This window comes from Pyxidicoccus caerfyrddinensis (genome assembly GCF_010894405.1).
GTDB lineage: Bacteria > Myxococcota > Myxococcia > Myxococcales > Myxococcaceae > Myxococcus > Myxococcus caerfyrddinensis.
The window spans coordinates 228,363-253,631 of record NZ_JAAIYA010000003.1 but is presented as its reverse complement, the minus strand read 5'-3'; the positions used below and the strand labels follow the sequence as shown (position 1 = coordinate 253,631).

Sequence of the window (25,269 nt, the reverse complement as noted above, 5' to 3'; positions counted from 1 at the left end):
TCATGCACGGCCATGCTCCAGTGGGATGACCTGCGCTACTTCCTCGCCGTGCACCGCCATGGCACGCACGCCGCGGCGGGCCGCGCGCTGCGTGTCGCGCCCACCACCATCGGCCGGAGGCTGGCCGCGCTGGAGGAGGCGCTCGGCGTGAAGCTCTTCCAGCGCACGCCTGGCGGACTGGTCCTCGGAGAGAACGGGCAGGTGCTGCGCGCCCATGCCGAGCGGGTGGAAGCCGAGGTATTCGCCTCCGAGCGCGAGCTGACCGGCGCGGACCGGCGCGTGTCGGGCCCGGTGCGCCTCACCGCGGGAGATGGAATGGCTACCCACCTGCTCGCCCCCCGGCTGACGGAGCTCCAGCAGGCGCACCCGGAGCTGCGAGTGGAGTTGCGCGCGGACAACCTCGCTGTGGACCTGTCCCGCCGTGAGGCGGACGTCGCCCTGCGCCTGTTCCGCCCCCGCGAGCAGTCCCTCATCACGCGCCGGCTGGCGCCCTTCACTTTCGGCATCTACGGCGGCGAGCCCTACCTCGCCCGCCGGGGCCGGCCCTCCGGGATGAAGGATGCGGCCCGGCATGACTGGCTCGGTCCGGAGTCAGCGCAGGACGGCACGCCGCCGGGACAGTGGCTGCGCCGCCACATCCCCGCCTCGCGCATCGCCCTGCGCTCCAGCGCCACCACCGTCCTCATGTCGGCCTGTGCCGCGGGACAGGGGCTCGCCGTGTTCCCGGAGCTGCTCGCGGCCTGTGACGCGCGCCTCGTCCCCGTGCTCCCGCGCGCCGCGCTCCCCACCCGTGAGCTGTGGGCCGTCACCCACCAGGACCTTCGTCATAGTGCCCGCGTCGCCGCCGTCATGGACTGGCTGGTGCGGCTCTTCCCGGCGGCACGGCCCGCCTGACACCGCGAAGGCGGAGCGCGCCAGCCCGCGCGACTACGGACGCTCCTCGCGCTTCCCGGGACCCTGCGACGGCGGCCCCGGTGGGCGCACCCGCTTGACGGGGAGCCTCCAGCCGAAGCGCAGCGACACGAGCCGCAGCGCCCCTCCCACCAGCATCCCTGCCAACAGCGCCAGCTTCGGATGCCCCGCCTGGGAGAACGCGAGGCAGACGATGCTCGCCGCCAGCGCCGCCGTCGCGTAGTAGCCCGGCACGGCCCGCATCAGCGCCGGCGTCTGCCGGCTCAGCACGTCGCGAACGATGCCCCCTCCGGCCGCGGTGATGACGCCCATCAACAGCGACGTGCCAGGGTGCAGCCCCACCTCCAGCGTCCGCTGTGTCCCCGCCACCGCGAACGCGCCCAGCGTCAGCGCGTCCAGCGTCGCGAGCAGCTTCACCCCCGGCCCGTGTCTCAGCTCGAAGAGGAAGGCCGCGAGCGAGCCCAGCAACGCCATGGTCAGATACCCCGGCCGCACCAGCGCCAGCGGAGGCCCCGCCTGCAAGAGCGTGTCGCGGATGATGCCGCCGCCGACACCGGAGACGAGCCCCAGCACCAGGTACCCCATCAGGTCCATCTTCCGCCGCTCGGCCTGCAACGCCCCCAGCACCGAGCCCGCGAACACGCCCACCAGGTCCACGATGAGCGTTCCCAGGGAGATGACCTCCTCCGGGACCACGGGCGCCGTCAGGTCGAAAGCCATGGCCCCCGAGGCTGCTACTTCACCGCCGCCGCGTCCATGCCTTCCCGGGCACGCGCCTTCACCGGTACTCGTCCCGGTGCTTGACCCAGGCCATCGGCCACGGGAGCCCCTGCTCGTCGCGTCCCTTCGGCACGAGGTCCAGGTACTGATACGCCGTGTTCATCATGTCCACCCCTCGCCCGTAGCAGGAGTAGGTGTGGAAGAGCCCGCCGTCGGCGTCCTTGTAGAACGTGCTGATGCCTTGCAGGTCCGTCTTGGAGAGTTCGAGCGGCGCGTAGTTGTACGTCGCCCGCTTCGCGGCGAGGTCCTCCGGGGTGAACGAGACGCCGTAGTCGTAGTTGAAGTCCGTCCCGAAGGAGGACAACCACTTGAAGCTCCACTCCATGCGGCGCTCGAACGCCTGCAGCTTCGCGAAGGGCGCGCGGGAAATCGCGACGAATGACACGTCACGCTGCTCCAGGTGCAGCACGACGCCATTGAAGTTGTCGGCCCAGAACGAGCAACTCTTGCAGCCTGCCTCCCACTCCGGGGCGAACATGAAGTGGTACACGATGAGCTGGCTTCGTCCCTGAAAGAGCTGTGACAGCGTCTCCTCGCCGTCGGGCCCCTGGAAGACGTACGGCTTGCCCACCCGGACCCAGGGAAGCTCGCGCCGCTCCTGGCTCAGCTGGTCTCTCGCGTGGGTGAAGTCCTTCTCCTTGAGCAAGAGGCGCTTGCGCGCGTCCAGCCACTCCTCCCGCGAAACGACGCTGTGCTTGTTCATGACCGCGCCCCTTTCGGCCGCCGCACGGCGCGGACCTTTCCGCTCGGCCCACCGCCACAGAAGAACAGCGCCCCACCGTCCGACTCGAGCCCGGACACCATGACTCCGGCAGGCAGCTCGAGCCGCTCGAGCACCTCGCCCGTGTCCGGCTGGATGCGGCGCACGTCGCTCGCGTCACCTTCCCAGGTGCCGTGCCAGAGCTCTCCGTCGACCCACGTCACTCCCGTCACGAAGCGGTTGGACTCGATGGTGCGCAGGATGGCGCCCGTCTCCGGGTCGATTTGATGAATCTTGCGCTCCCGGTACTGGCCGACCCAGAGCGTGCCCTCGGCCCAGGCGAGCCCGGAGTCCTTGCCGCCTCCGGGGGCCGGTATCGACGCGAGGACCTTTCCCGTCGCCGGGTCGATCTTGTCGATGCGCGCCTCGGCAATCTGGAACAGGTGCTTGCCGTCGAACGCGGTGCCCGCATCCGACGCGACGTCCAGCGTCCGCACGGGCTTGCCGCTCTCCGGGTCGAAGGCGACGAGCTTCTCGCCGGTGGCGGCCCAGACGTGGCGCCCGTCGTGCGTGACACCGTGCACGTGTTCGGCGCCCGCGAACGGGCCGTATTCCCGCACGACCTCGGCGGCCTGCACTCGGGCCGGAGGTTGCGCTGTGGCTGTCTTGCTTGAAGTGCGAGTCATGACGTGGCTCCTCGCGGCTTCTCCGCCGCTCCATGCAATGAGTACCCAGCCGGCAGCGTCGCGGGGAGTAACAACGTCGTCGTGAATCCCGTGAGCGGAGGCGACAGCCAGCGCTGGGAACGGGCACGTCCCACCGAGTGCACCCGTCCCGCGGCTTCGAGCTCGGCGAGCGCCCGCTGGACCGTGCGCTGGCTCTCGCCGAGCGCGAGTGCGAGCGCAGAGGTCGACCAGGCCTCGCCGTCGGAGAGCAGCGCCAGCAGCGACGCCGGGTCCCCGTCGATGGGTGGCAGCAGCACGGAGACCTCGCGGGCGAGGCGCGGCGTGAGCGCGAAGCCGTCCTGGGTGGCATCGACGCGGGCCAGCGGCGCGAGCACCGCGCGCAGGCGGCCGACCTCCACCCTCAGGCGGACCCGATGGGACTCATTCGCGCGGCGCGCACCGAAGACACGGGCAATGAGGACGTCGCGGTCGACGCCTTCCGGCCAGGCTTCCCCCAGCGCGCGCGCCAGCGCGAAGAGCACCGGCCTCCTGGCGAGGGAGACCTCCTGCGCTCCACTTCGCAGCGCGCGATGGCAGGCGTCGACGACCAGGTCGCCCGACGTGAACACCGCCTCCACGTCTTCGAGCAGGAGCGCACGCTCGGAGCCCGCGCTGAGCTGGCGCGCGGCGGGCCGTTCGAGCGCCGTGCGGGCCTGCTCGACCTCGGCCACCAGGGCGGGCACGAACGCGCGTCTCGCCGCCTCGTGAGCCCGTTCGAGCGCCTCGCGCGCCGGGCGTGTCCGGACCCGTCTCGAGGCGATGTCGGCCGCCACGAGCTCCGCGACGGCCACGAGCGCGGGCGGCATGCCACGCGCATCCAGGTGTGAGCGCAAGGCCTCGGCCTCGTCGAGGCGACCGAGCAGCAGGAGCCGGCGTATCGCGATGAGGCGCGCATGCAGTGCGTTCGCCCGGTCCCCTCGGGCATCGAGCGTCACGAGCGCTGCGTCGAGTGCGCGTGGGGACCAGGTCAGGTCGCGCACCGCCAGCGCCACCTCCGCTTCGGCCACCCGGCACCGTGCGCGTGCAAGGTCCTCACCCGGGCCGAAGCCACGGGCGGCGCGCCTCAGGAGCTCACGAGCCCGCGCATGCTCACCGAGCTGGGCCATCGCGATACCGCGCAACGCGAGCGCCGGAGCGTCGTCGCGAAGGGCCACGCGCTTCAGCGCGCCCAGCGCATCACCGGCGGAGAGCGCGCGTGCGGCGGCGGCTATCAGGGAGTCCATGCCGACAGGCTACCTTCACGGCACGGCTTCGCGCCGCGCCTGCGCATCACCTGCGAAGAGGGCTTGCACGGTCCCCTTCAGCAGGCCCTCCCACGGAAGAGCTTCGCGCCGCGCCTGCGCGTCACCGGCGGAGAGGGCACGCACGGTCCCTGTCACCACGCCCTCCCACGGAAGAGCTTCGCGCCGCGCCTGCATATCTCACCGCCAGAGGCGCATTCGCACAGTCCCTGTCAGCAGACCGTCCCGTGGAACAGCTTCACGCCGCGCCTGCGCATCACCAACTGGAACACCCCCACAGCTCCTCCCTGGAGTACGGATTCGCGCCGCGCTTGTTACTCCTCGGAGCTGGAGCCGCTGACTATGGATTGCATATGCGGACCCCACCTCTCCGACATCGCACCGAGCCAGCCCACTCCTCCCGGCGCTTCACTCGCCTCGCATTCCTCCCGGTGCTCGTGGGAGTGCTCGTGCCCAAGTGTCCGGTATGCATCGCCGTGTATCTGTCCGCCATCGGCACCGGGGCGAGCACCGCGCGGGGAGCAGCACCGCTCGTCGTCCATGCGGGGAACGCCCTCGTCGCCCTCGCGCTCATCGTCCTGGGCTTGCGCGTGGTACGGGCGCGCCGTTACGGCCTGGTCGCGCTGTTCGCCATCTCCGCGGGCGCGCTCCTCGCCCTCGCACTGGCGTTTCCGACTCCACTCTGGCCGCGCCTCATCGCGCTCGCGGGTGTCGGTGTCTCCGTCCTGCGCTCCAGGCGCGTGACGCACCCCGCCTTCGCGCACGTGCCGCTCCAGGCGAGCGCCATGACAGCGGCGCCTGCGACGGAAAGTCAGAGCAGGCAAGCAGGTTTCACAACCCGCACGTCAAAACGTTTTGTGTACCACCTGCTACGCCGCGAGTGACTTCCGCCCACTCCCGCCGTTCTGCCATGTTGCAGATGTCACTCCCCCGGAGAGCCTCATGGACCGCCGTCTCGGCCCCGCGTTCTTCCTCGGTTCCGTGCTTCTGCTCGGTGCTTGCAAGAAGTCCCAGGACCCCGCCCCCGTGGCTCCCTCCCCGGCTCCGGCGGAGGCGAAGGCCGTAGCGCCCGCGCCCGCGTTCACCCTCTCCTACCTCCAGGACGCCCCGCCCTCGGGCTGCACCTGGACGCGCCAGGACACGGGCGGTGCGAAGAAGGCCCTCTTCACCGTGGACGCGGCGTGTGAGCGGCTCGGCCTCGCGTGGAGCCCGGACGGCCGGCAGGGCGCGGTGGTGGACCGGGGCAACGGCACCGTGAAGCCGCGCGCCTGGCTGGTGGACGTCCAGGCCGGCCAGGGGACTCCGCTCGCACTGCCGGAGACGGGCCACACGGACGCCGTGGGCTTCGACGCCGCGGGCCGTCCCGTCGCGCTGGTGTCCCAGGTGGACGACCTCGTCCGCAAGGCGGATGGCACCGACGAGTACTTCCTCTTCGAGGGCCAGCGCCTCCCCATCACCCAGGCCGAGGGCAGCGTCGGCCTCGCACACGCCTTCCGCCGTGAGGGTGACGCGTGGAAGCGCATCGAGACGGTGGCCACCGTCTACGAGGCCGACACCGCGGCCGGCACCGGCGCGCTCACCACCGCGACCATGCTCGTGTCCTCCACCTCGGGCCTGGACGCGGACGCTCCCGCGACCAACGCGTTCCCCGAGGGCAGCGAGGACACCGCCCGGCTCGACGCGGTGGTGACGGAGAAGGGCCACGACAGGTTCGGCGAGTGGGTCTCCCTCGAGACGGACGGCGGCCCCCTCTACGCCTGGCGGGCCACCGGCGAGCTGTCCGCGCTGATGCCGCCGCTGCGCTGGGAGGTGCAGGACCGGCTGGTGGAGCCCGAGGAGCTGGCCCTGGCGCCCACGTCCGCGGTGGACCTGCGGGTGCGCGGGCCGCTGCTGCTCGTCTCCTCCGACAAGGCCGTGCGCGTCTATGACGCGAAGGCGAAGCGGCGCGTCTTCGCGCTCGACGGCGTGCACGCGACGCGCTTCTGGCCGAAGCCGCGCACCGTCACCGCGGCGGCGCCCTCCGACGCGTCCACCGCCACCGCGCAGTAGCCGCCTCGAAAAGAGCACGGGCCATCAAATGGGCGCCGGGCGCCCCCGCTACCTTCCTCCGCGTCGTTCCACACGAGCACGCGGAGTCACGAAGATGCATGCGGAGTACCTGAAGCAGGACGAAGACCTCGTCATCATCGGCCCGGCGCTGCGCACCTCGCCCGAGCAGGCCGGCCAGGACATCCCCCACTTCTGGCAGCGCTTCATGCGCGAGCACCTGCCCGCGCGGAAGGACGCGCGCGACGTCTACGCCGTCTATTGCGACTACGAGAGCGACCACCGCGGCCCCTACACCCTGGTCATCGGCACGCGGGCCCCCGCGGAGGCACCGGTGCCGGACGGCCTGCGCAGGGTGGTCATCCCCCGCGGCGAGTACGCACGCTTCATGGCCCGGGGCGACCCGGCCCGGGCGCTCTGGGCCACCTGGGCCCACGTCTGGGAAGCCTGGGAGCGGCGCGCGGAGCGGCGCTACGTCGCTGACTTCGAGCGCTACGAAGTGGCCGCCATGGCCCGGGGAGTCCTCGAAGCCGAGGTGCTGGTGGGCCTGTCCTAATCCGCGATGCGGACGCGCACCTCGGTGAGCAGCTCTGTCTCCGGGGTCTGCTCGGGGTCGTTGAGGTAGTGCTCGATGACGGCCTCCGGCGCGGGCTCGTACCCGCTGGTGGGGAACCAACGGCCGATGACATCGAGGTACGTCTCCGCCAGCCGCGCGTAGGAACCCCGGTGCATCCCCACGGCGTATGTGCCGCCGGGAAGGTCCATGACGCCGACCTCGTCCGTGGCGGTGAAGCCTCCACCGACGGCGACACACGCGTCGAAGCGCAGCAGCGCCTCCTCGGTGACCTCCGGGTCATCCGGACACACGCCGTAGAGGACGGGGTCCGCGCCGAGGAGCCCGTGCTGCGTGGCCCAGGCCTGCATCCGCTGCCACAGGTGCCCGATGTCCGCGTAGCTGCCGCGGTGGCGCATGAAGGCCACGCGCAGCGCTGGATACGTGTGCACCTGGACGTCCACCCCGGGCGCCCCGGCATGCGCCTGCTGCCACGCGAGGACTCGCGACGGGGGCTGCTCGCGGAACTCAGAGGGAGGCACGCCGAAGCGCGTGATGAACGCGCGGGTGAAGGCCTCGTGGGACTCGTAGCCAGCGTCGAGCGCGACATCGAGCAGGCGCGCGTCAGCACTGGCGCGGAGTCTGCGCGCGGCCCGCTCCAGGCGCAGGCGGCGCACGTGCTCCATGACGCTCTCCCCCATCCGCGCGCGGAAGATGCGGTGGAAGTGGTGCAGCGAGAAGCTCGCCGCCTGGGCCAGGGCCGTGGGGTCGACGGGCGCGTCCAGGCGCTCCTGCAGCACCTGCTGCGCCCGGAGCAACCGCCGCTGGTAGTCGGCTTCCGTCGTCTGTCGGGGTGGCATTCAGGTCGCCGCGCTCATCCGGAGATGGCCGACGCGGCGGAGAAGAGCGCGAGGTAGCTGCCGCCGCACAGGAAGCAGGTGAGCAGGGGCCCCGCGAGCGCTCCGAACGCCGCCCCGCCCCAGCTCACCGCGTTCAGGTGGCGGTAGGCGATGATACGCAGGCCGACGGCCCACAGTGGGGCCACGTACATGCCGCACATCGGAATCAGTCCAATCAGGTAGGGCGCCTGGGAGAGGGCATTGCCCCGCAGCGTCACCGCGTACGGGTGCTCACTGCCCGCCATCCGGAGCAGCAGGTGGTCCACGCCGGAGCTGAACAGCGTGACGACCACGCCCATCAGGGGTGCCAGGACCGTCATCGCGGCGAACATGCCGGCGCCAATCGCCTTGAACGCCGCCGGGTCCACGTTGTCGGCCTTCATCGTCTCGTCCGGCATGGGGAAGACGGCCATGAAGGCCATGTAGACGAGCGCCGTGGTGAAGTAGCCCACGAAGTTGCACAGCATCGTGAAGCCGAGCGAGCTGCCCACCGTGCCCTCCGGATTCAGCCGCTCGAAGGTCGGCCCCGGGCGGAACATGATGTCCAGGCACGTCTCCCAGAAGGCCCGGAGCGTCCCCACCTCCTCGCGCCGGTCCCACGCCAGCAGCCCCGCCGGCTGGCGCTCATGGCACGCGGCGCAGACAATCTCACCGCGCGGTCCCTGCCGCAGGCACTTCGCGCACGCGAAGTTGCCGCAGCGGCTGCAGGCGCTCAGGCTCAGGTACTCCGGGTGGACCGCGCACACCGGCTCCGCGGAGCCCGGCACCGCCTCCTTCAGCAGCGAGGCGCCACACATTCCGCAGGACTCGGCACCCGGGATGATGGCGGCAGGGCAATTGGGACAGGGGATGCGCATGGGCGCGCCATCCTCGCACGACGGTGCGCTCGCGCCACGGACTCTCGGGGCTCGAAGGGAGCGGAGCCAGGACGGCGGGTACGAGGAAGCGCCGCTGTCCGCGCGGGCGCTTCAGGGCTACTGCTGGCGGGGACGCACGAGCCCGTGGTCGTCCGGCACCGGACCGCTGGAGCCCCGCTCCGCGCCCGCGCGGCTCGCGGACGTCGAGGGCGCGGGCGCCACCTCCCGGGCACGCCGGGCCTGGCGCAGCGCGGCCTTCGCCTGGGCCTTGTGCCCCTGCGCGCCCTCGCGCTTCGCCAGCGCCTCCCACAACTCGGGCGAGTCCGGGTGCAGCGTCACGCCCGCGCGCAAGAGGCCCAGCCCCACCTGGGGAGATTCCGCCTCGCCCACGCGCTTGAGCAGCCCGCCGGGGGCCAGCGACAGCGCGCCCTGGGGCGTGGCCAGCGCCTCGCGCAGGTGCGGCAGCGCGTCGCCGTCACGCTTCGCCGCCAGCAGCGCCTGGGCCAGCGCCACCCGCGCGTCCACACTGCGCGGCTGCAGTTCCACCGCGAGCTCCAGCCAGCGCAGGCGCGCGGCGGACTGCTTGAGCAGCGCATGTCCCTCGGCGATGCGCAGCAACTCGTCCGAGTAGTCCGGCCGCACCTCCGGGGCCCGGGCCGCCGCCTCGCGCAGCGCGGGCATGTGGCGCTCCGGGTCCTTCATTTCATCCAGCCGCTGGCGGCGCAGCGCGGGCACCTCCGCGCGCTTCCAACTGGAGACGAAGCGCAGCAGGTCCTCGCGCAGCGGCCCGCCGAAGCGCTCCGTGTCGGGCAGGCCCTGCGCGTCGCACGCAGCCAGGTAGTCCGAGAAGAAGGACAGCGGCCCCTCGGCGGGGTAGGTGCGCAGCCGCTCGGCGCCGTGGGCCTTCTCCAGCGTGCGCGCCATGTGCGCGCCCACGCGGATGAAGACGGAGCCCATGCGCGGGTCATGCGCCCCCTTGATGCGCTCCAGCGCCGCGCGCGAGTCCTTCGCAATCTCCTTGCGGTCCAGCAGGTCGGAGACGCGGGTGAAGGCGCCGGGCAGATCTTCATCCGGCGGCAGCGAGCCCGGCCCGCGCGTGGCCCACTGGTGGTACGCCAGCCCGTAGCTGGCGATGCGGCCCAGGCCCTCGTACACCACCGCGTCAACCGCGTCCGCCAGGTGCGCGTCGCGCCGCGTGACGCCGTCCTCCAGCACCTGCTCCATCAACCGGATGGACAGGCGCCGCAGCCGCTTCGCCTCGCCCTCCACGTTGGTGGCCAGGGCAATCACCGTGTCCTCGGCGGGGAACATCACCAGCAGCGTGGTGGTCTCCGGCTGGCCGCCCGCGTGCGCCACCAGGTAGTGGCCGCGCAGCGGGTAGGTCGCGAAGCCCATGCCGTAGTCGGTGAGGCGCCCGTCCGAGGTGGCCATGGACGCCTGCATGCGGCCCATCGTGTCGCGAGACACCAGCGTGTTCGCCAGCACCGCGCGGCCGAAGCCGAGCATGTCCCCCACCGTGCCGCGGGTGCCGCCGCCACCGAAGCGGCTGGACACGTCCAGGAAGCGCGACGGCTTCAGCACGCCGCCCACCACGCGGTAGCCCACCGCCTGGTGTTCGTCGCGCGTGGAGATGATGTCCAGGTCGGCGTGCTCCATGCCCGAGGGCTGGAAGACGTGCTCGCGCAGGTAGTCGCGGTAGGACTGGCCGGAGGCCGCCTCCACCGCGGCGCCCAGCAGGTTGAAGCCCCACGTGCTGTACAGGTAGCGGGTGCGCGGCTCGAAGGCGAGCTGCTTGTCCGCGAACATGGCGATGGCCTCCTGCGTGCTCACCGCCTTCACGTTGTTGCTGGAGGCCAGGCCGTCATAGGTCGGCACGCCACTCAGATGGCCCAGCAAATCGTGCACGGTGACGGGCCACTGCTTCCGCGGCCAGGAGGACACCAGCGTGCTGATGTCCGCGTCCAGGCCCAGCTTCCCCTGCTCCACCAATTGGAGCACCGCCACCGCGGTGAAGGACTTGGTGACGGACGCCATGCGGTACGTGGTGCGCGGCGTCGCGGGCAGGCGGCGGGCCAGGTCTCGCTGGCCGTACGCGCACACCCAGCGCTGGTCGCCCCGCGTGACGCCCACGGACAGGCCCGCCACGGGCCCTTGTGACAGCTCGGCGCGGACGATGGCGTCCAGCGCGCGCTGGGCCTCGGGAGGGAAGGCGCGCGGCGAGCCCTCGGCGTCGACGGGCTCGCACACCGGCGCGCCGCGCGGCGCCGCCCACGACGTGGCGGGCCCGACGAGCAGCAGGACGGCGGCGACCAGGGACTTCAGGAATGAGGGGCTCAAGGCGCGGCCTCCGCGGTGGGCGCGGACGAGGAAGTCCGCGGGCCCGTAGCAGGCGATAGGGTGGCCACCCTGCCAGCCCCGGGCGGAGTCTCCACCCAGGCGCGCAGCAACGCGTCCGTGACGAGGTGGCCGAGGAGGTCCAGCCCCCGGCCGCGCGGGTGCACGAGGTCCTCGTGCATGAAGCCCGCCTTGTAGAAGCGCGCCAGCGAGCCCGCGCCGCCCATGGCGGTGAAGGTGTCGAAGAAGGCGCAGCCCTCGGCCAGGGCGATTTCGCGCTCGGCGCCCACCACGGACTCCAGGAACGGGCGCTGCTTGAAGGTCTGCGCCTTCCCGTGCGAGTCGCTCACCGCGTCCATCGGCCCCACCACCATGCAGGCGCTGGCCGGTGCGGCCGCGCGCGCACGCCGCAGCAGCGTCTGCAGGTCCGCGCGCAGCTTCTCCAAATCCATGCGCTTCCACTCCAGCCGCTTGGACTCGTTGCCGCCGAGGAAGAAGAGCATCAGCTTCGGCTCGCGCTCGGCGAGCTGCGCTCGGAGCATGGCGTCGTCCATGCGCGCGTAGAGCCCCGCGTCCGCGGACGGCACGCCCAGCATGTCCAGGACGATGCCGGGGCGCGCGTGCTGGAGCACCACGCCCTGCACCACCGCGCCCTTGCCCTCCGCCACCACGTCCACCGACGTGGCGCCCTCGGGAAGGTCGAAGCGGGTGGCGTGCGCCGCGCCGTCGCCCGTGGGCTCCGTCTTCGCGAGCACCTGGCCGCCACTGGACACGGTGAGCGCCCCGCCCTTCGGCACGTCCAGCCACCACAGCGTGCCCCGGGACTCACCCTCCAGCTTGAAGCGGCCTCGTGCCTTCGCGGTGGTGGCCACGTGGTACACGCCCGTGATTCCGAAGGGCAGCGGCGGCGCGCGCAGCTCGCCCAGCGTGCGCGGCTGCCACCCGCTGGCGCTGTGACTGGCGCGGCCCCGCCCTCCGTAGGGCGCCATCCGGTCCACCAGCAGCAGCCCCCGACCGGAGGTGCCGAAGGCGGTGCCCAGGTCCTCGCGGAGGATGTCGACGATGCGGTCTCCGGCGATCAGCGAGTTGCCGAACGCCTCGATGACGGTGGGGCCCGAGGCCCTGCCCACCGCCAGCGCGTCCAGCGACTCGAAGAAGGGCGCCAGCGCGGTGCGCGCGCAGCCCGTCCCGTCCGGACTCACGCACGGGTCATCCACCCTCGCGCCGGGCGCGCCAAGCCGCTCCGCCAGCTCCTGGAGTGCCTGCACGCGTACCGGGCGAGCAGGCATCACCCGCGCGGGAGGTGGCTCGCGCACGGCGGTGGGCGCCGGCACGGGCACGGGCGCCTCCGGAGGCGTGACGGGCGCTGCCGGCAGGATGGATGTGGGCGTGAGGCGTCGCGGCTCCGACCCGATTTCACAGGCGGCCAGCAGGCCACAGGCCAGGACGGGGAGCCACGCCCGCCCCCACCGGACTTCCGAATGCGTCATGCGCCCGGGAGCGTAGACGAAAGCCCCCGCCCACGCATGTTCCCGGCCGGGTGCCGCGCTTCCCTGCCCGCTGGAATCATCCAGCCTCGCGACCCGCCTTGCGAGCTGAAACGCGGGGTTCGCTTCATCTCGGACACCCCAACCCCTGAGAACAGGCCCTGCAAAGATGCAAGGTCAAGCCCCGAACATCGTCCCTTCACTTGGGACACCCATGCCCCAAATTATCCGCCGCGGCTTATGGAGAAACCAAAGAACAGGGTAGCGAACTGGACCCGGCTGCACCGACGGTTCGGCGACCACGTACGCAAGCTGAGGAACTCGCGGGAGCTGACACAGGAGAGCCTGGCCGAACGCAGCAACCTTTCCGTCGACGCCATCCGCCGTATCGAGCGCGGCTCGTTCTCGCCCTCACTGGACACGCTGGGCAAGCTGACGGTGGGCCTGGACGTGTCGCTGAAGACGCTCTTCCACGGCTTCGAGCGCGAGCGCACCGATGCCGTGGCCGAGATTTGCGACTTCCTCGCCCACCGCTCGGGCCGGGAGGTGGAGCTTGCCTGGCGCGTCATCCAGGCCATGTTCGAGGAGCGCTGACGCGTCTCACACTCACTGCTTCCGCGCCGCATGGTGCAGGAGCGCGGCGCGGCTGGACACCCCCAGCTTGTCGAAGACGTGCTGGAGGTGCTTCTTCACCGTGCCCAGCGAGCACTTCAAGTCATCCGCGATGAGCTGATTGTCCCAGCCGCGCAGCACGGCTGACACCACCTCCGCCTCGCGCGGCGTGAGCCGCTCGCGCCACGCCTCGGGCAGCGGCGTGCCATGCGGCGTCTCCCGCAGCAGCAGCGCCCACTCGCGCCGGCCCGCGCCATCCGGTGGCAACGGCACGTAGGTGACGCGCAGGTCCCTCATCGGCCCCTCGCGCAGCCAGGCGTCCGGGGGCGGTGCCTCCAGTCCCCTCGCACCGGACAGCCGGGCCAGCGGCGCCAGCAGGGCCAGTGGCAGCCCGCCCGGCCCGCGCTCCAGCGGAGAGAACCATTGCTCCAGCAGCGCGGTGGCGTGCGCGGTGCGCATCACCTCGCGGCCGGAGGGCGCCAGCACCACGCACTCGGCGCCCTGGTGGTGGAAGAGGGTGTCCAGCAGCGCGGCCCGGCGCGACTGCTGGCCCAGCAGTCGGCAGTTGCGCACCGTGCTGACGAGCATCGGCGTGAGCCGCTGCAGCAGGGCGCGGTCATTGTCCGAGAAGGGCCGCTGCCGCTCGCGGTACAGCGTGAGGCCGCCGTGCCAGTCGCCGCGCACGTCCAGCAGCACCGACATCACGTGCCGCATCGGGAAGCCAATCTCGTGACAGCGCTGGTACAGCGCCGTGCGCTCCAGCGCCCGGGGCGTCACCATCTCCGAGTCGCGCAGCACCACGTTGGGCTGGTGGACGACGGCCTCGCGCACGAAGTCCACGGCGGACAGCTCGCCGTAGTGGGTGACGAAGGCCTCCGGCATCCGCGTCACCACCCAGTCGTACCCACCGGGCAGCTCGGGCTGGGACACGCACATGGCCGCGCAGTCCGTCGGCAGCAGCCGCGCGAGCAGCCCGTACGCCCCGTCCAGCACCTCCGAGAGGTTGAGCGAGCTGCCCAGCGTCTCCACCAGCTCCAGCACGAGCCCCTGCTCGTGGGCGTCCAGCTGCAGGGACGGGCCTCCCATGCGGCACCTCCGAGGGTGGAACGGGTGGGTACCCTATCACCCTGGACCCGGCGCCGGGCCGCGACCCGCGCGGAAGGAACGTTCATTCCGCTCAGGGCCCGCCGCCCCAGGAGCGGAAGGAACGTTCATTCCGGATGCGGCTCAGCTCCCCGCGGGCACCCGACCGGAAGGAACCGTCATTCCGCTCCTCCCCTCCGCCGTGTAGACCTGAGCGGAATGAACGTTCCTTCCGCCCCACCCCCGTCGACGCGCCGGGTGCGCCTCACCTCGCTGGTGCTGGCGGTGCTCGTGCTGGCGCTGGGCCTGGCCTCGCGCTCGAAGTCGGTGGCGTGGCCGCCGTTCTTCGCCGAATACGCGGGGGACACGCTGTGGGCGCTGCTGGTGTTCCTGCTGCTGCGCTTCGTGGCGCCCGCGCGTCCGGTGCTCCACGTGGCGGCCGCGGCTCTGGCCTTCTCCTTCGCGGTGGAGTTCAGCCAGCTCTACCAGGCGCCCTGGCTGAACGCGGTGCGCAGGACGCTGCCGGGCCGGCTGGTGCTGGGCGCCGGGTTCCTGTGGAGCGACCTCGTCTGCTACACGGCCGGCGTACTGGCCGGGCTCGGCCTGAGCGCCGCCTTCCGCCTGCGCGCGGCTACACCTGCGTCTTGACCACGTCCTTCAGGCCCGTGGTGGCCTTCTCGACCACGCGACTCACCAGGTCCAGCTCCTGCGTGTAGCGGTACATGGAAGCCTGGAGCGACAGCAGCTCCGCGTTGGAGAACGGCTTGCCGGAGCTGGCCTCCCGGATGATGCGGTCCATGTCGAGCTGGCCCTGCTCCAGCGCACGCACGACGGTGGAGACGGCGTTGAGCACGGGCCGCTCCGTGCGGGCGACCTCCTCCACCGCGTGCACCCCCTGAACCGCGGGCGTGCCGGTGGCGCGGGTCTTGTCCGCGAGGACTCCGTCGAAGCGCGACTCCGCCTGCTTGTCCATGGGCGCCGCCTGCGCCACGCCCTGCTGCTGCGAGGGCATGGGCTGCGCGGCGGGGACACCGGTCATCGGGCTCGTCATGGGCTGCCTCCTCCAGGACTGTCTGGAAGCGAAGTATCCCCGCCGGCCCTGACACCTCCGACGCGCGAGCGCCATCCCTCGGGACACGGGATGGCGCTCGCACCTTCACCAGTGACAACCGTTACTGGATGGCGACCTTGCGGGTGAGCACCTCGTCCCCCACCGTCAGCCGCAGCGAGTAGACACCGGGCTTCAGCGCGCCACGGTCCAGCTCCAGTCCGTGGGTGCCGGCCGGGTACGCGCCAGAGGCCAGCTCGCGCACGAGCGTGCCCTTCACGTCGTACAGGGCCGCCGACACGGTGGCGGTGGAGTCCACGCGGAACCGCACGCTCGACGATTCGACCATCGGGTTGGGCGACACGCTGAAGCGCTCGTGGCTGTTCTCCGCGCGGGGCGCGAGCGACGCGCGCTCATCCGCCACGCCGTACCGCCGCTGGAGGAGCTTGCGCACGAAGTTCTTCGAGTTCGCCAGCGCCGACGGGGCCACATACGCGCCGTCCGCCGTGTAGCTGTCGCGGCGCCAGTCCTCCTTCACCTCGTTCATCAGCACGCCGTCGTGCTCACCGGTGAGGCGGCCCAGCACCAGGGCGGCGAGCGTCGACTCCAGCCCGTCCTCCTCGCTGGCCGCCACCTTCTCCATCAGGAAGGGCACCGCCACGTCCTCGTGGTTGCGGAACCAGGACTCCAGCTTGGAGAACTCCCGCTGCTCGAAGAACACGGCCGGGTTGCTGAAGACGCGCAGGTCCTCGGAGCGGACGCGGGCCAGCCAGTCGTTGTAGAGCCGGTCCAGCTGGGGCCGCGCCTTGCCGACGCCCGCGCGCAGCTCCGCGAGCTTGCCCGCCTCGGAGCGGGTCAGCTCCACGCGGGGCACCACGGTGAGGCCCGCGGCCACGGACTCGTCGAAGGTGAGGGACGGCGTGCTGACCTTCTCCATGCCGGAGAGTCCCGGGACGAGGGGCCAGGGGGTGTACGGGTCCCTCGCCGCGTCGCGGTAGTAGCCGATGATGCTGCCGTAGCTGGTGCTGTTCAGCGCGTTCATCGGGTGGAAGATGCGCTCCAGGCCACCCGGCTTGCTCTCCCAGTCATACCCGTGCGGGTTGCGGTTGGCCTCGCGGCGCACGGAGAAGTGCGTCGCGTTGTAGATGTCGCTGCTGGTGGACCAGACAGCGATTTCGGCGTTGCTCGAGTTGGCGTCGGTCCGCGTGTACGTGAGCGCGCCCGTGTAGCGCAGCGGGTTGTTGCCGAAGAAGTTGTCCCACGAGTACCAGGAGTAGGGATTGCTGTAGTACGTGCCGTTGATGCAGGCGCCGCCGGAGTTGCTGGCGTAGAGGCAGCCCCAGTACCACCCGTTCGTCAGGCCGCCGGCCCACGACGCGCAGTTGTACGTGTTGGTGGAGGGCGCGGTCTGCATCCCGTCCGCCTGCTTCAGGTTCGGGAAGGAGTTGAACGGCGAGCTGCTGGGGTGCTTCACCGAGCCGTACACGTCCGCGTTGCCCCAGTACACGTACCAGGCGCCCTCGGCGGACACGAGCAGGTACATGTTCATGAACGACGTCGTGTTCTTCACGATGCGGAAGCGCGCATCGTCGAACCAGTTGTAGTCCATGGGCGGCAGGTACCAGTACCGGCCACCCGCGAAGCGCATCGGCGTCAGGTTTCCTTCCGGCGCGAGCCACAGCATGGGCAGGCCGGTGGAGTAGCCGGTGAAGTAGTTGAGCGTGCCCGTGTTGGACGTGCCCACGCTCACCATGTAGCCGGACACCATGGCGTTCTCCTGCAGGATGGCGCCGTTCTGGTAGACATTCACGGTGCCCGCGGAGCCCGTGGACGTGCCCGCGTAGTAGCTGCTGTAGGCCCGCAGCACGAGGTTGTATTCACACGTCTTGGGGATGGTGACGTTGATGCGCGGGTGGCGACCCACGTCGTCGTCGTTGGACCACGCCACCGTGTTGTCGGTGGAGCAGAACAGGTACATCACCGGGTCCACCGCGTAGTAGTCCTGCCCCGCGATGGGCGCCGTGTTGAACGTCACGTTGGTGCCCGCGTTCAGCGTGAGCTTCCGGTAGTACGTGTAGACCACCGGCACCGTCATCAGGTGCGCGTAGTTGCCGTTCGGATTGCTCAGCGTGTACGGCGTCACCTGCCAGGTGTACGAACCCGTGGAGGCCGCGCCCTGGATGGGCCCCGTCGACGGCGGCGGGCCCTGCGGCGGCGCGACGGGCTCCACCTTGTCCTTCCTGCCCACGCGCAGGTCCGCGCCGCGCCTCAGGTCGGAGACGTACTCGTCGTAGAGGCCCATGTCGAAGGTGGCCTGACCTTCGTTGGCCACGAGCTTCACCGCATCGACATCCGGGAAGTGCGGAGCCGCGCTCTCGAAGGCGAGCGTGTGGCGGCCGGCGGAGAAGTAGACACGGCCCTGGCCCTGGATGCGCGACGACTGCCAGCCGTTCTTCTTCAGGTCCAAATCACCGAGGGCCTTGCCGTCCAGCGACACGGAGATGCGCTGGAGCGGGTACGACTTCGCCTTCGCCTCACGGGCATCCGCGGGGACGGCGTTCAGCGCCTGGGCGTGCGCCGCGACGAAGTAGTCGCCGGCCCGCTCCACCTCGAGCGTGAACGTCTTCAGGAGCCGTCCCTCCTGCTGCTCCGTCCGTGAGTCCACGTACAGCCTGCCGCCCTCGATGTCCCGCCCGCGCGAGGCGAGCGCCGCCGAGTCACGCGAGAGCTGGAGCGGTGAGAAGGACTCGGGTGCGGGAGCAACGTCCTGCGCGGCGACCACGGGCAGAGAAGCCAGGCACAGCCATGCAACGAGCGGGTGAGGTCTCATGCGGCTCCTTTCAAGAGGAGCCTGGATGATTCTTGTTTTATGAGATTTATTTCAAGATTGGGTAAAATAAGACCAACCTGACATCCAGTAAGTAATCGTAATCCATGGTTGTTTCATGTCGTCTCCCGGACGAACGGAGGGCAGGCAACCAGGCTCCGAGCACTGAACGTTCCTGGCGCCAGCCCGCCGCCGCTTCCACCCTCGAATGCGGACAGAGGCGTGCGAGGGAGGGGACGGAAGATGTGGCATCGGTGGCTGCCCGCCGGAGTGCTGGCGCTGTGCCTGGTTGCCTGCTCGAGCGAGCCGCAGTCGCGGCAGGAGCCGGGCGCGAGGGAACCGGCCGTGGAGGAGCCCGATGCGGGCGGCTCGCCCCTTCCCGACCCGGCCCCCGGCCCGCTGCCGGACCCCGACCCGACGCCAGAGCCGACTCCGGAGGAGCCTCCTCCCGAGGACACTCCGGCGCTGACGACCTGCGCCCCCGAGCCCGCCGGTGACACCGGCCCGGTGCCCGAGGCGGAGCGCAAGGCCCGCCATGACTACGCATGCACCGGCATCTCGCTGGAGGGCACCGTGCTCTCCACCTCCGGCGCGCCCGTGGCCGGCGCGACGGTGAAGCTGGGTGACACGAGCCAGCGCACCGGCGCGGACGGACGCTTCCGCTTCCCGGTGCTCGCCCGGCACAACGCGCTCCTTCAAGTGGAGGCGGAGGGCTTCCGCCCGTCCCTCGTCGCGGTGGAATTGCGGCGCGGCCTGTCCGAGACACGGGTGGCCCTGCCCCCGCTGCGACTGACGCCGAAGGACGGCGGCGTGCGGATGCTCTTCGGCGGAGACGTGTCGCTGGGGCGCCGCTTCCTGGACCCGACGGACCAGACGCCCAGAGACCGCGTCCCGGAAGACCACCCCGACGCGCTCATCCGTGTATCGGACCCGCTGCCCGGCACGAAGGCGGTGTTCACCTACGTGCGGCCCTTCTTCCAGGCGGCGGAGTTCCGCGTCGTGAATCTGGAGACGCCGGTGACGGACACGCCGGCCACGCCGCACGGCTCGAAGGACTTCGCCTTCTTCACCCTCCCCGGCTCGCTGCCCGCGCTGCCCTGGCTGGGCGTGGACTACGTGAGCATGGGCAACAACCACGTCTATGACTACCTGGACGCGGGCCTGCAGGACACGCTGCGCCATGTCTCGGCGGCGGGGCTCTCGTACAGCGGCGCGGGGCGCACCCCGGACGAGGCCTTCCGCCCGTGGCGCACGGAGCTGGCGGGCTCGCCCTACAGCTTCGTCTCCATGTGCGGCATCAGTGGCGAAGGCGAGGTGCACGACTACGTCGCCGGCCCCACCCAGGGCGGCGCGGCGGACCTGCGAGACACCGCGCGCGTGGCGGCGGTGCTGGGCGCCGAGAAGAGCGCGCAGCGGGTGCCCATCGCCATCCTGCACACGGGCGTCGAGTACAGCGAGCGGCCCTCTGACTTCGCGTCGCAGCAGCTGCGCAACGCGGTGGACCAGGGCGCGGCGCTCGTCATCGGGCACCACCCGCACACGCCCCACGGCTTCCTGCGCTACCGGGGCGTGCTGGTGGCACAGTCGCTCGGCAACCTCGCCTTCGACCAGGACCGGCTGGAGACGATGGTGGGCATGATGACGGAGGTGGAGCTGCACGGCGCCACCGTGTCCCGAGCGCGCGCCCTGCCCGTCTACATCGAGGACTACCGGCCCCGCCCCGTCGCGGGCGAACTGGCGGAGCTCACGCTGCGAAACCTCTCCGAGCTGTCGCGCGAGGGCGGCGTGACGCTGGTGCCGCAGCTGTCGTCCGGAGAGCTGCTGCCCGAGGGCCAGTCCGCCGCCGTGGCCGAGCGCACGGTGGACGTGCCGGTGATGGTGGACGCGAGTGGCGCGGCGACGGTGGACCTGCGGCCCTTCCGTCACGAGGGCGAGTCCATGGCCGTCGCGGAGCTGCTGGGCGCCAATGGCCAGCACGCGACGGCGCGGCGGCTGCGCGCCGGGCGGGACGTGCTGCTCCACGGCGACTTCGAGGACCACGACGTGGACGGCGACGCCAGCGAGGCCGCGCGCTGGGAGCTGGACGGCGGCGCGGGCTTCGTGTGCCAGGACGCGCCGCACCGGGGCGCCGCGGCGCTCTGCCAGACGCGAAGCGCGGGCGACAAAAAGGACGCGGTGGTGGACCTGCACAACCGGCTCCGCCTGCCGGGCTTCGCGGAGGGCCAGCCCCGCCAGGACCTCACGGTGGTGGGCTGGCTCAAGGGCCGCGGCGCCGGTGCGTTCCGCGTCGTCGTCCAGTATCAACCCATCCAGTTCTACAATGTATTCGGCGAGCAGGACGTCCTGCGCCACCCGGGCGGCACGTTCGACTGGACGCAGGTGACGACGGACCTGAGCTTCCCCCGCTCGCCGCCGCAGCCGGACCTCTACAACGCGCCCTGGGCCCTGCAGCTCGCGCTCCACGAGGCCCCACCCGCCAAAGGGTCGGGCCTGCTCGCCGTGGACGACCTGGCGGTGGTGGCATGGGAGCGCGACGGTCAGGGCGGAACCCTGCGCCTGGAGACGCCGCAGCCTCGCGACTTCGTACAAGTTGAAACGACTCCGGGCGGATACACGCTGCGAGTCACCTTCCGGGAGCACCGCGTGCCTTGAGACACTCGCTGGTATTCCCCCTTCCCATTCGCGGCGTTCCCACGACAATGCAGGCGTGAGCCCCGCATCGAAGCCCGTCCTGGTAGTGGACGACGACCCCGACATCCGGGAAGCCGTTCAGGACATCCTCTCCTTCGAGGGCTACGGGGTGGTGCAGGCGGACAACGGCCGGGAGGCGCTGGAGCTGCTGAGCCGGGAGCCGCGGCTGAGCCCGTGCATCATCCTGTTGGACCTGATGATGCCCGTCATGGATGGGGAGGAGCTCGTCGGGCACCTCCAGAAGGAGCCGGCGCTGGCCGCGCTGCCCGTCATCCTGGTGACGGCCAGCGGGCGGGGCATGTTCCCGGGCATCAAGGCCATCATCAAGAAGCCCTTCGAGATGGACGAGCTGCTGGCGGCCGTGTCGGCACACTGCCGTCCCTGAGCGCATCGATGACCAGCTGGCGGAAGGCTCGCGCGCCCGGGTCCGCGTGCGTGCGGGTGTGCCAGATGAGCGCCATGGTCAGCGGAGGAGGCTTCGGGTTCAGCTCGAGCGTGAGCTGCTTCAGCGACAGCATGCCGCATAGGGCCTCCGCGGTCCGCGCCGGCATCCCCACCACGTAGTCCGTCCGGCTGACGGCCACGGCCGCGGCGATGAAGTTGGACACCGTGAGCGCGATGTTCTGGGTGAGGCCATGCTGCTTCATCATCTGACCGAACAGGCGGTGGCCGATTCCCGGGCGCCCGTGGGAGATGTGCAGGTCCACCTGCTGTGACGCATTGAAGGCCTCCTTCGTCAGCACCGTCCCGCGCAGGCGCGGATGGTCCTTCCGGGCGAGGAACACCACCTGCTCCAGGTAGAGCAGCTCCGTGAAGAAGCCTTCCCGCTCGCCCGCCTGCTCGGGGCCGACGGTGGCGTCCACGTCACCGGTGGCCAGGCCGTCGCTCGCAATGAGGTAGTCCAGGCTCACCACGCGCAGCTTCGCCCGGGGCATGCGCCGGGCGAACGCCTCGACGATGAGCGGCAGGTCATGCAGGTGCTGGTTGTCGCCGCAGGCAATCGTGAACTGGCGCGTGCTCTCCGCGGGGTTGAACTGGTTTCCGTCCACGGCCGACTGGAGCTGCGCCACCGCGGAGGTGATGAGCGGCCGCAGCGCCTCGCACCGGGGCGTGGCGACGAGCCCCCGCCCGCTGCGCACCAGCAGCGGGTCCCCGAGCACGTCCCGCAGCCGCGCCAGCGCGTTGCTCACCGCCGACTGCGTGACGTGGAGCTGCCTCGCCGCGCCCGTGGCGCTGCCTGTCTCCAGCACCGCGTGGAGGACGAGGAAGAGGTTGAGGTCCACCGCCGAGAGATTCATGGGAGTGATTCCATACCTCATGAACCATCACTGTCGCCAACGGCTCGACCTCCGTAATTTGAGCCGCATGAACCAGGGCACGGATGAACGGCTGCTGCGCGAGCGGGTCCACCGCATGTTCGACTGCTGGAACCGGGGAGACGGCCACGCGTACGCGGCCTTCTATTCAGAGGACTGCGACTACGTGGCCTTCGACGGCCGGCACCTCAAGGGCCGGAGCGCCAACGCGCAGCTGCATCAGGACTTGTTCGACGGCTTCTTCCTGCGCGGCTCCCGCATCGAGGGGGACGTGGAGTCGGTGCGCTTCGTGACGCCGGAGCTGGCCATCGTCCATGCCTCGGGCGGGGTGAAGCTGCGGTGGCAGAAGAAGCTGGCACCGGGGCGGCGCTCGCGGCAGACGCTGGTGGCAGTGAAGCAGAACGGGGAATGGGAGTTCACCGCGTTCCACAACACGCGCATCCAGCCCACGCGCGGGCTCGGGCTGCACCGCATCCTGCTGATGCTGGGGCGGAAGTAGGCGGGGCCTCAGCGGGGCGCGCCCCAGGCCGCCTCGGCGATGCGCCAGGTGCCGCGCTCGCGCACCAGGAGCAGGTGGTCGATGTAGCGCACGCCCTCGAAGACGACGTCCAGCTTCGCCGCCGCGATGTTGCCCCGGACCTCCACGGCGAGGATTCGCCAGGGACTCTCGCGGTCCGTCTCGCCGCGCTCCTGGTGGTCGGCGTAGCCCGCCGCCGCCTCGGAGAGGGTGACGAGGGCGAAGGGGACGCCCTTCACGTGGACGCGGTAGTACGGACAGTCTGGCGTGTGCGTCTGGTGCAGCAGCGCCGGGCTGTAGGCGGCATGGGCCTCAATCTTCCCGGCGAGCACCGCGCGGATGTCCACTTCCGCGGATGGCGTCTCGGGAAGCCGTGCGCCCGCCTCGATGCGCTCGAAGGCCTTGCCGACGATGCGCCAGCCCTCGGGTGTCTCCACTACCAGCATCAGGTCGTCGAAGGCGTGGCCCGGCCAGCGCGACACGGCCTCCACCAGCGCGAGCGGGCCTTCGCGGTCCAACACCTTCAAGTGCCGCTCGGTGGCGGGCTGAGGCGGGGACGCGCTGGAGTCCAGCCGCTGCCACCACTCCAGCTGCGTCACCGTGCGCAGCGCGCCGCTGTCGGGCTCCACGTAGCGCATGAGAGCACTGGGGTGGAACGCCGAGCGCAGCGTGCGGCTGGAGCCGGTGTCCGAGGCGCGGAAGTACGCTCGCACCGCGTCCTCGGGGGTGTCGTGCTGCCGGTGGTCGGGAGTCTGGGTGGACATGGTGGGGGCGTGGGCGCAGGCGCAGAGCGCCGCGAGGACGGCGAAGAGGGGCAGTGACTTCGACATGCGGTGAAGTTGCGCCCGCCCGGGCCTCACATGCCAATTGATAGTTCAGGGCCCAGGCCATAGAAATCCTCCATGGATTTTCCGGACCTCCCCTTTCTGGGCACCTTCGTGAGGGTCTACGAGACGGGCAGCATCACCACGGCCGCGAGGCGCCTGCACCGCACGCAGCCCACCGTGAGCTACCAGCTCCAGCGTCTCGAAGAGGCGCTCGGTGCCCCCCTCTTCGAGCGACGCTCGGCGCGCCTGTTTCCCACGGCGCTGGCGGACCGGCTCTTCCGGTTCCTCGGCGGCTTCGCGCGCGACGTGCACTCCGTCCTATCGGGAGTGGAGGAGGACCGGCCGCTGGAGGTGGCGGCGGTGGCGGGCTTCGGCCGCTACGTCCTCTTCCCCGTGGTGCTGGAGTCGGCGCGGCTGCGCAAGGGACTCACGCTGCGTTTCCCCACGGCCGAGGGAGTCTTCCAGCGCGTGCTCGAAGGCCAGGTGGACGTGGGCTTCAGCTACCAGCCCACGGTGCACCCGCGCCTGACACTGGAGCCGGTGTACGAGGAGCGGCTGGTGCTGGCCGCGGGGCCAAAGTGGGCGCAGCGCCTGCGCGAGCAGGCCGGGTTCCAGGATGTCCCCGTGGTGACGTACGACGAGGGCGACTACGTCGTCGGCCGCTGGCTCGGCCACCACTTCGGCAGGCGTCAGCCGCGCTGGCACTCCGTCGCCCACTTCGAGGAATTGGAGGAGGTGCTCGCGCTGGTCGCCCGTGACGAGGGCGTCGCCGTCGTGCCCGACTTCTGCCTCGGCGCCGGGCGACGTCTGACCACGGTGGACTGGGGCAAGCCGGCGCTCACCAATTCCATCTACGCGGTGCTCCGCGCCCGCGCGCCCGTGCGTCCCGCCGTCACCGAGCTGCTCGCACACCTGCGCGAGCTGGGCAGCGGCAGGGAGCGGACGCCGCTCCGGAGGGGCCTGGCGACCGTGCGGCGCCATTCCCGACCGGGCAAGCCGCGCACCCGTTCTCCACGGGGGTAGTCACTCCGCCACGTCTCGAGGCTGCGCCGGTACAGCGCCGGCCGCTGCTCCGCCGGGCGGCGCGGTAGGAGGGTCCACCCGCTACGTCTCGACGCTGCATGACCTTCTCCACCGAGCGGCGCGGACGTGCGGCTCAGCGCTGCTTGAGTCCCTCGCGCCAGGCGAAGACGGCGGCCTGCGTGCGGTCCTCCAGGTGCAGCTTGCCGAGGATGTTGCTCACGTGGGACTTCACCGTCTTCTCGGCCACGCCGAGCCGCGCCGCGATGTCCGCGTTGGAGGAGCCATCCGCGATGAGCAACAGCACCTCGCGCTCACGCTCGCTCAGCTCGGTGTGCGCGGAGGGACGCGCTCGTGAGGGCTCGCGCAGCAGGCGCACCACCTGGCTGGCGACGCGTGGGTGCAGCGTGGCCTCGCCCGCCGCTGCCCGACGCACGGCCTGCACCAGCTCCTCGGCGCTCGCGTCCTTGAGGAGGTAGGAGAGCGCGCCCGCGCGCAGTGCTGGAACGATGTGCTCCTCCTCATGCGACGAGGTGAGCATCAGCACCTGCGTGCGCGGGCTGGCCTCCTTCAGCCGCCGCGCCGTTTCGATGCCACCCAGGCCCGGCATCAGCACGTCCACGAGAGCGACGTCGGGAGCGTGCTCACGCGCCAGCTCCACCGCGGCCTCACCCGTGGCGGCGTCACCCACCACTTCGATGTCGGACTGCGCCGCCAGCAGCGCGCGGATGCCCTGGCGCACCAGGGTGTGGTCATCGGTGATGAGGACGGTGAGCGGTGGCATGTCGTCTCGC

The 25,269-nt window shown here is 71.1% G+C and carries 24 protein-coding genes; 10 read left to right on the top strand and 14 right to left on the bottom strand.

What is annotated here, in order from left to right; translation table 11 throughout:
* Positions 1–12 precede the first annotated feature (12 nt).
* Entirely contained in the window at positions 13–894 is an 882-nt protein-coding gene (locus G4D86_RS08150; protein ID WP_163991294.1) for a LysR family transcriptional regulator, read from the top strand.
* 33 nt (positions 895–927) lie between these two features.
* On the opposite strand, the gene G4D86_RS08145 is transcribed toward G4D86_RS08150, so the two are convergent.
* The 4 genes from G4D86_RS08145 to G4D86_RS08130 are packed head-to-tail and all read right to left on the bottom strand — an operon-like array spanning position 928 to position 4,340.
* The gene (locus G4D86_RS08145) at positions 928–1,632 is read right to left on the bottom strand and encodes a trimeric intracellular cation channel family protein (RefSeq protein WP_163991292.1); all 705 of its coding nucleotides are present in this window, start codon (positions 1,630–1,632) and stop codon (positions 928–930) included.
* A gap of 58 nt (positions 1,633–1,690) precedes the next feature.
* Positions 1,691–2,395, bottom strand: a complete 705-nt coding sequence (locus G4D86_RS08140) for a DUF899 domain-containing protein (protein WP_163991290.1) — start codon at positions 2,393–2,395, stop codon at positions 1,691–1,693.
* Positions 2,392–3,078, bottom strand: a complete 687-nt coding sequence (locus G4D86_RS08135) for an outer membrane protein assembly factor BamB family protein (RefSeq protein WP_163991288.1) — start codon at positions 3,076–3,078, stop codon at positions 2,392–2,394. The genes G4D86_RS08140 and G4D86_RS08135 overlap by 4 nt, the downstream gene beginning before the upstream one ends.
* A complete protein-coding gene (locus G4D86_RS08130; protein ID WP_163991285.1) occupies positions 3,075–4,340 on the bottom strand; it encodes a helix-turn-helix domain-containing protein in 1,266 nt (421 codons plus the stop codon). Before G4D86_RS08130 ends, G4D86_RS08135 begins: the two co-directional genes overlap by 4 nt.
* Before the next feature lie 461 nt (positions 4,341–4,801).
* Here G4D86_RS08130 and G4D86_RS08125 point away from each other — a divergent pair, with 461 nt between their 5' ends.
* The 3 genes from G4D86_RS08125 to G4D86_RS08115 all read left to right on the top strand — a co-directional run bounded on the left by G4D86_RS08125 (position 4,802) and on the right by G4D86_RS08115 (position 6,960).
* Entirely contained in the window at positions 4,802–5,242 is a 441-nt protein-coding gene (locus G4D86_RS08125) for a hypothetical protein (RefSeq protein ID WP_163991283.1), read from the top strand.
* Positions 5,243–5,300: 58 nt separating this feature from the next.
* A complete protein-coding gene (locus tag G4D86_RS08120) occupies positions 5,301–6,407 on the top strand; it encodes a hypothetical protein (RefSeq protein WP_163991282.1) in 1,107 nt (368 codons plus the stop codon).
* 94 nt (positions 6,408–6,501) lie between these two features.
* Complete coding sequence (locus G4D86_RS08115; RefSeq protein ID WP_163991280.1) at positions 6,502–6,960, top strand: GyrI-like domain-containing protein; 459 nt, start codon at positions 6,502–6,504, stop codon at positions 6,958–6,960.
* Here G4D86_RS08115 and G4D86_RS08110 read toward each other — a convergent pair.
* From G4D86_RS08110 to G4D86_RS08095, 4 genes are all read right to left on the bottom strand, one after another.
* On the bottom strand, positions 6,957–7,817 hold the full coding sequence (locus G4D86_RS08110) for an AraC family transcriptional regulator (RefSeq protein WP_163991278.1): 861 nt from the start codon (positions 7,815–7,817) through the stop codon (positions 6,957–6,959). The genes G4D86_RS08115 and G4D86_RS08110 overlap by 4 nt on opposite strands.
* Positions 7,818–7,831: 14 nt before the next feature.
* A complete protein-coding gene (locus G4D86_RS08105) occupies positions 7,832–8,713 on the bottom strand; it encodes a YIP1 family protein (RefSeq protein ID WP_163991276.1) in 882 nt (293 codons plus the stop codon).
* A 117-nt stretch (positions 8,714–8,830) separates the two neighbouring features.
* Positions 8,831–11,050: a serine hydrolase domain-containing protein gene (locus G4D86_RS08100; protein ID WP_163991274.1), complete on the bottom strand. Its 2,220-nt coding sequence runs from the start codon at positions 11,048–11,050 to the stop codon at positions 8,831–8,833.
* The gene (locus G4D86_RS08095; RefSeq protein WP_420821847.1) at positions 11,047–12,387 is read right to left on the bottom strand and encodes a GDSL-type esterase/lipase family protein; all 1,341 of its coding nucleotides are present in this window, start codon (positions 12,385–12,387) and stop codon (positions 11,047–11,049) included. Before G4D86_RS08095 ends, G4D86_RS08100 begins: the two co-directional genes overlap by 4 nt.
* A 387-nt stretch (positions 12,388–12,774) precedes the next feature.
* On the opposite strand from G4D86_RS08095, the gene G4D86_RS08090 reads away from it, so the two are divergent.
* Positions 12,775–13,128, top strand: coding sequence for a helix-turn-helix domain-containing protein (locus G4D86_RS08090; RefSeq protein WP_163991270.1), 354 nt, complete (start codon positions 12,775–12,777; stop codon positions 13,126–13,128).
* 12 nt (positions 13,129–13,140) lie between these two features.
* Here G4D86_RS08090 and G4D86_RS08085 read toward each other — a convergent pair whose 3' ends face one another.
* Positions 13,141–14,232: a helix-turn-helix transcriptional regulator gene (locus G4D86_RS08085; RefSeq protein ID WP_163991268.1), complete on the bottom strand. Its 1,092-nt coding sequence runs from the start codon at positions 14,230–14,232 to the stop codon at positions 13,141–13,143.
* A 216-nt stretch (positions 14,233–14,448) separates the two neighbouring features.
* On the opposite strand from G4D86_RS08085, the gene G4D86_RS08080 reads away from it, so the two are divergent.
* Positions 14,449–14,877: a ribosomal maturation YjgA family protein gene (locus G4D86_RS08080; protein WP_163991266.1), complete on the top strand. Its 429-nt coding sequence runs from the start codon at positions 14,449–14,451 to the stop codon at positions 14,875–14,877.
* Here G4D86_RS08080 and G4D86_RS08075 read toward each other — a convergent pair.
* Both G4D86_RS08075 and G4D86_RS08070 read right to left on the bottom strand, forming a co-directional pair.
* Positions 14,861–15,280, bottom strand: a complete 420-nt coding sequence (locus G4D86_RS08075) for an ATP-dependent helicase HrpB (protein WP_240360117.1) — start codon at positions 15,278–15,280, stop codon at positions 14,861–14,863. The genes G4D86_RS08080 and G4D86_RS08075 overlap by 17 nt on opposite strands.
* Before the next feature lie 121 nt (positions 15,281–15,401).
* A complete protein-coding gene (locus G4D86_RS08070) occupies positions 15,402–18,107 on the bottom strand; it encodes a T9SS type A sorting domain-containing protein (protein WP_163991264.1) in 2,706 nt (901 codons plus the stop codon).
* Between the two features lie 240 nt (positions 18,108–18,347).
* Between G4D86_RS08070 and G4D86_RS08065 the strand changes: the two genes are divergently transcribed.
* Positions 18,348–20,756 (top strand): CapA family protein, encoded by a 2,409-nt coding sequence (locus G4D86_RS08065; RefSeq protein WP_163991262.1) that lies wholly within the window; start codon positions 18,348–18,350, stop codon positions 20,754–20,756.
* Between the two features lie 55 nt (positions 20,757–20,811).
* Complete coding sequence (locus G4D86_RS08060; RefSeq protein ID WP_163991260.1) at positions 20,812–21,180, top strand: response regulator; 369 nt, start codon at positions 20,812–20,814, stop codon at positions 21,178–21,180.
* Here G4D86_RS08060 and G4D86_RS08055 read toward each other — a convergent pair.
* A complete protein-coding gene (locus G4D86_RS08055; protein WP_163991258.1) occupies positions 21,119–22,093 on the bottom strand; it encodes a LysR family transcriptional regulator in 975 nt (324 codons plus the stop codon). The genes G4D86_RS08060 and G4D86_RS08055 overlap by 62 nt on opposite strands.
* A 67-nt stretch (positions 22,094–22,160) precedes the next feature.
* Between G4D86_RS08055 and G4D86_RS08050 the strand changes: the two genes are divergently transcribed.
* Positions 22,161–22,610, top strand: a complete 450-nt coding sequence (locus G4D86_RS08050; RefSeq protein WP_163991255.1) for an SgcJ/EcaC family oxidoreductase — start codon at positions 22,161–22,163, stop codon at positions 22,608–22,610.
* An 8-nt stretch (positions 22,611–22,618) separates the two neighbouring features.
* On the opposite strand, the gene G4D86_RS08045 is transcribed toward G4D86_RS08050, so the two are convergent.
* Complete coding sequence (locus G4D86_RS08045) at positions 22,619–23,458, bottom strand: nuclear transport factor 2 family protein (RefSeq protein WP_163991247.1); 840 nt, start codon at positions 23,456–23,458, stop codon at positions 22,619–22,621.
* A 72-nt stretch (positions 23,459–23,530) separates the two neighbouring features.
* On the opposite strand from G4D86_RS08045, the gene G4D86_RS08040 reads away from it, so the two are divergent.
* Positions 23,531–24,478, top strand: a complete 948-nt coding sequence (locus G4D86_RS08040; protein WP_163991245.1) for a LysR family transcriptional regulator — start codon at positions 23,531–23,533, stop codon at positions 24,476–24,478.
* Positions 24,479–24,611: 133 nt separating this feature from the next.
* Here G4D86_RS08040 and G4D86_RS08035 read toward each other — a convergent pair whose 3' ends face one another.
* Positions 24,612–25,259, bottom strand: a complete 648-nt coding sequence (locus G4D86_RS08035) for a response regulator (RefSeq protein ID WP_163991243.1) — start codon at positions 25,257–25,259, stop codon at positions 24,612–24,614.
* Positions 25,260–25,269 lie beyond the last annotated feature (10 nt).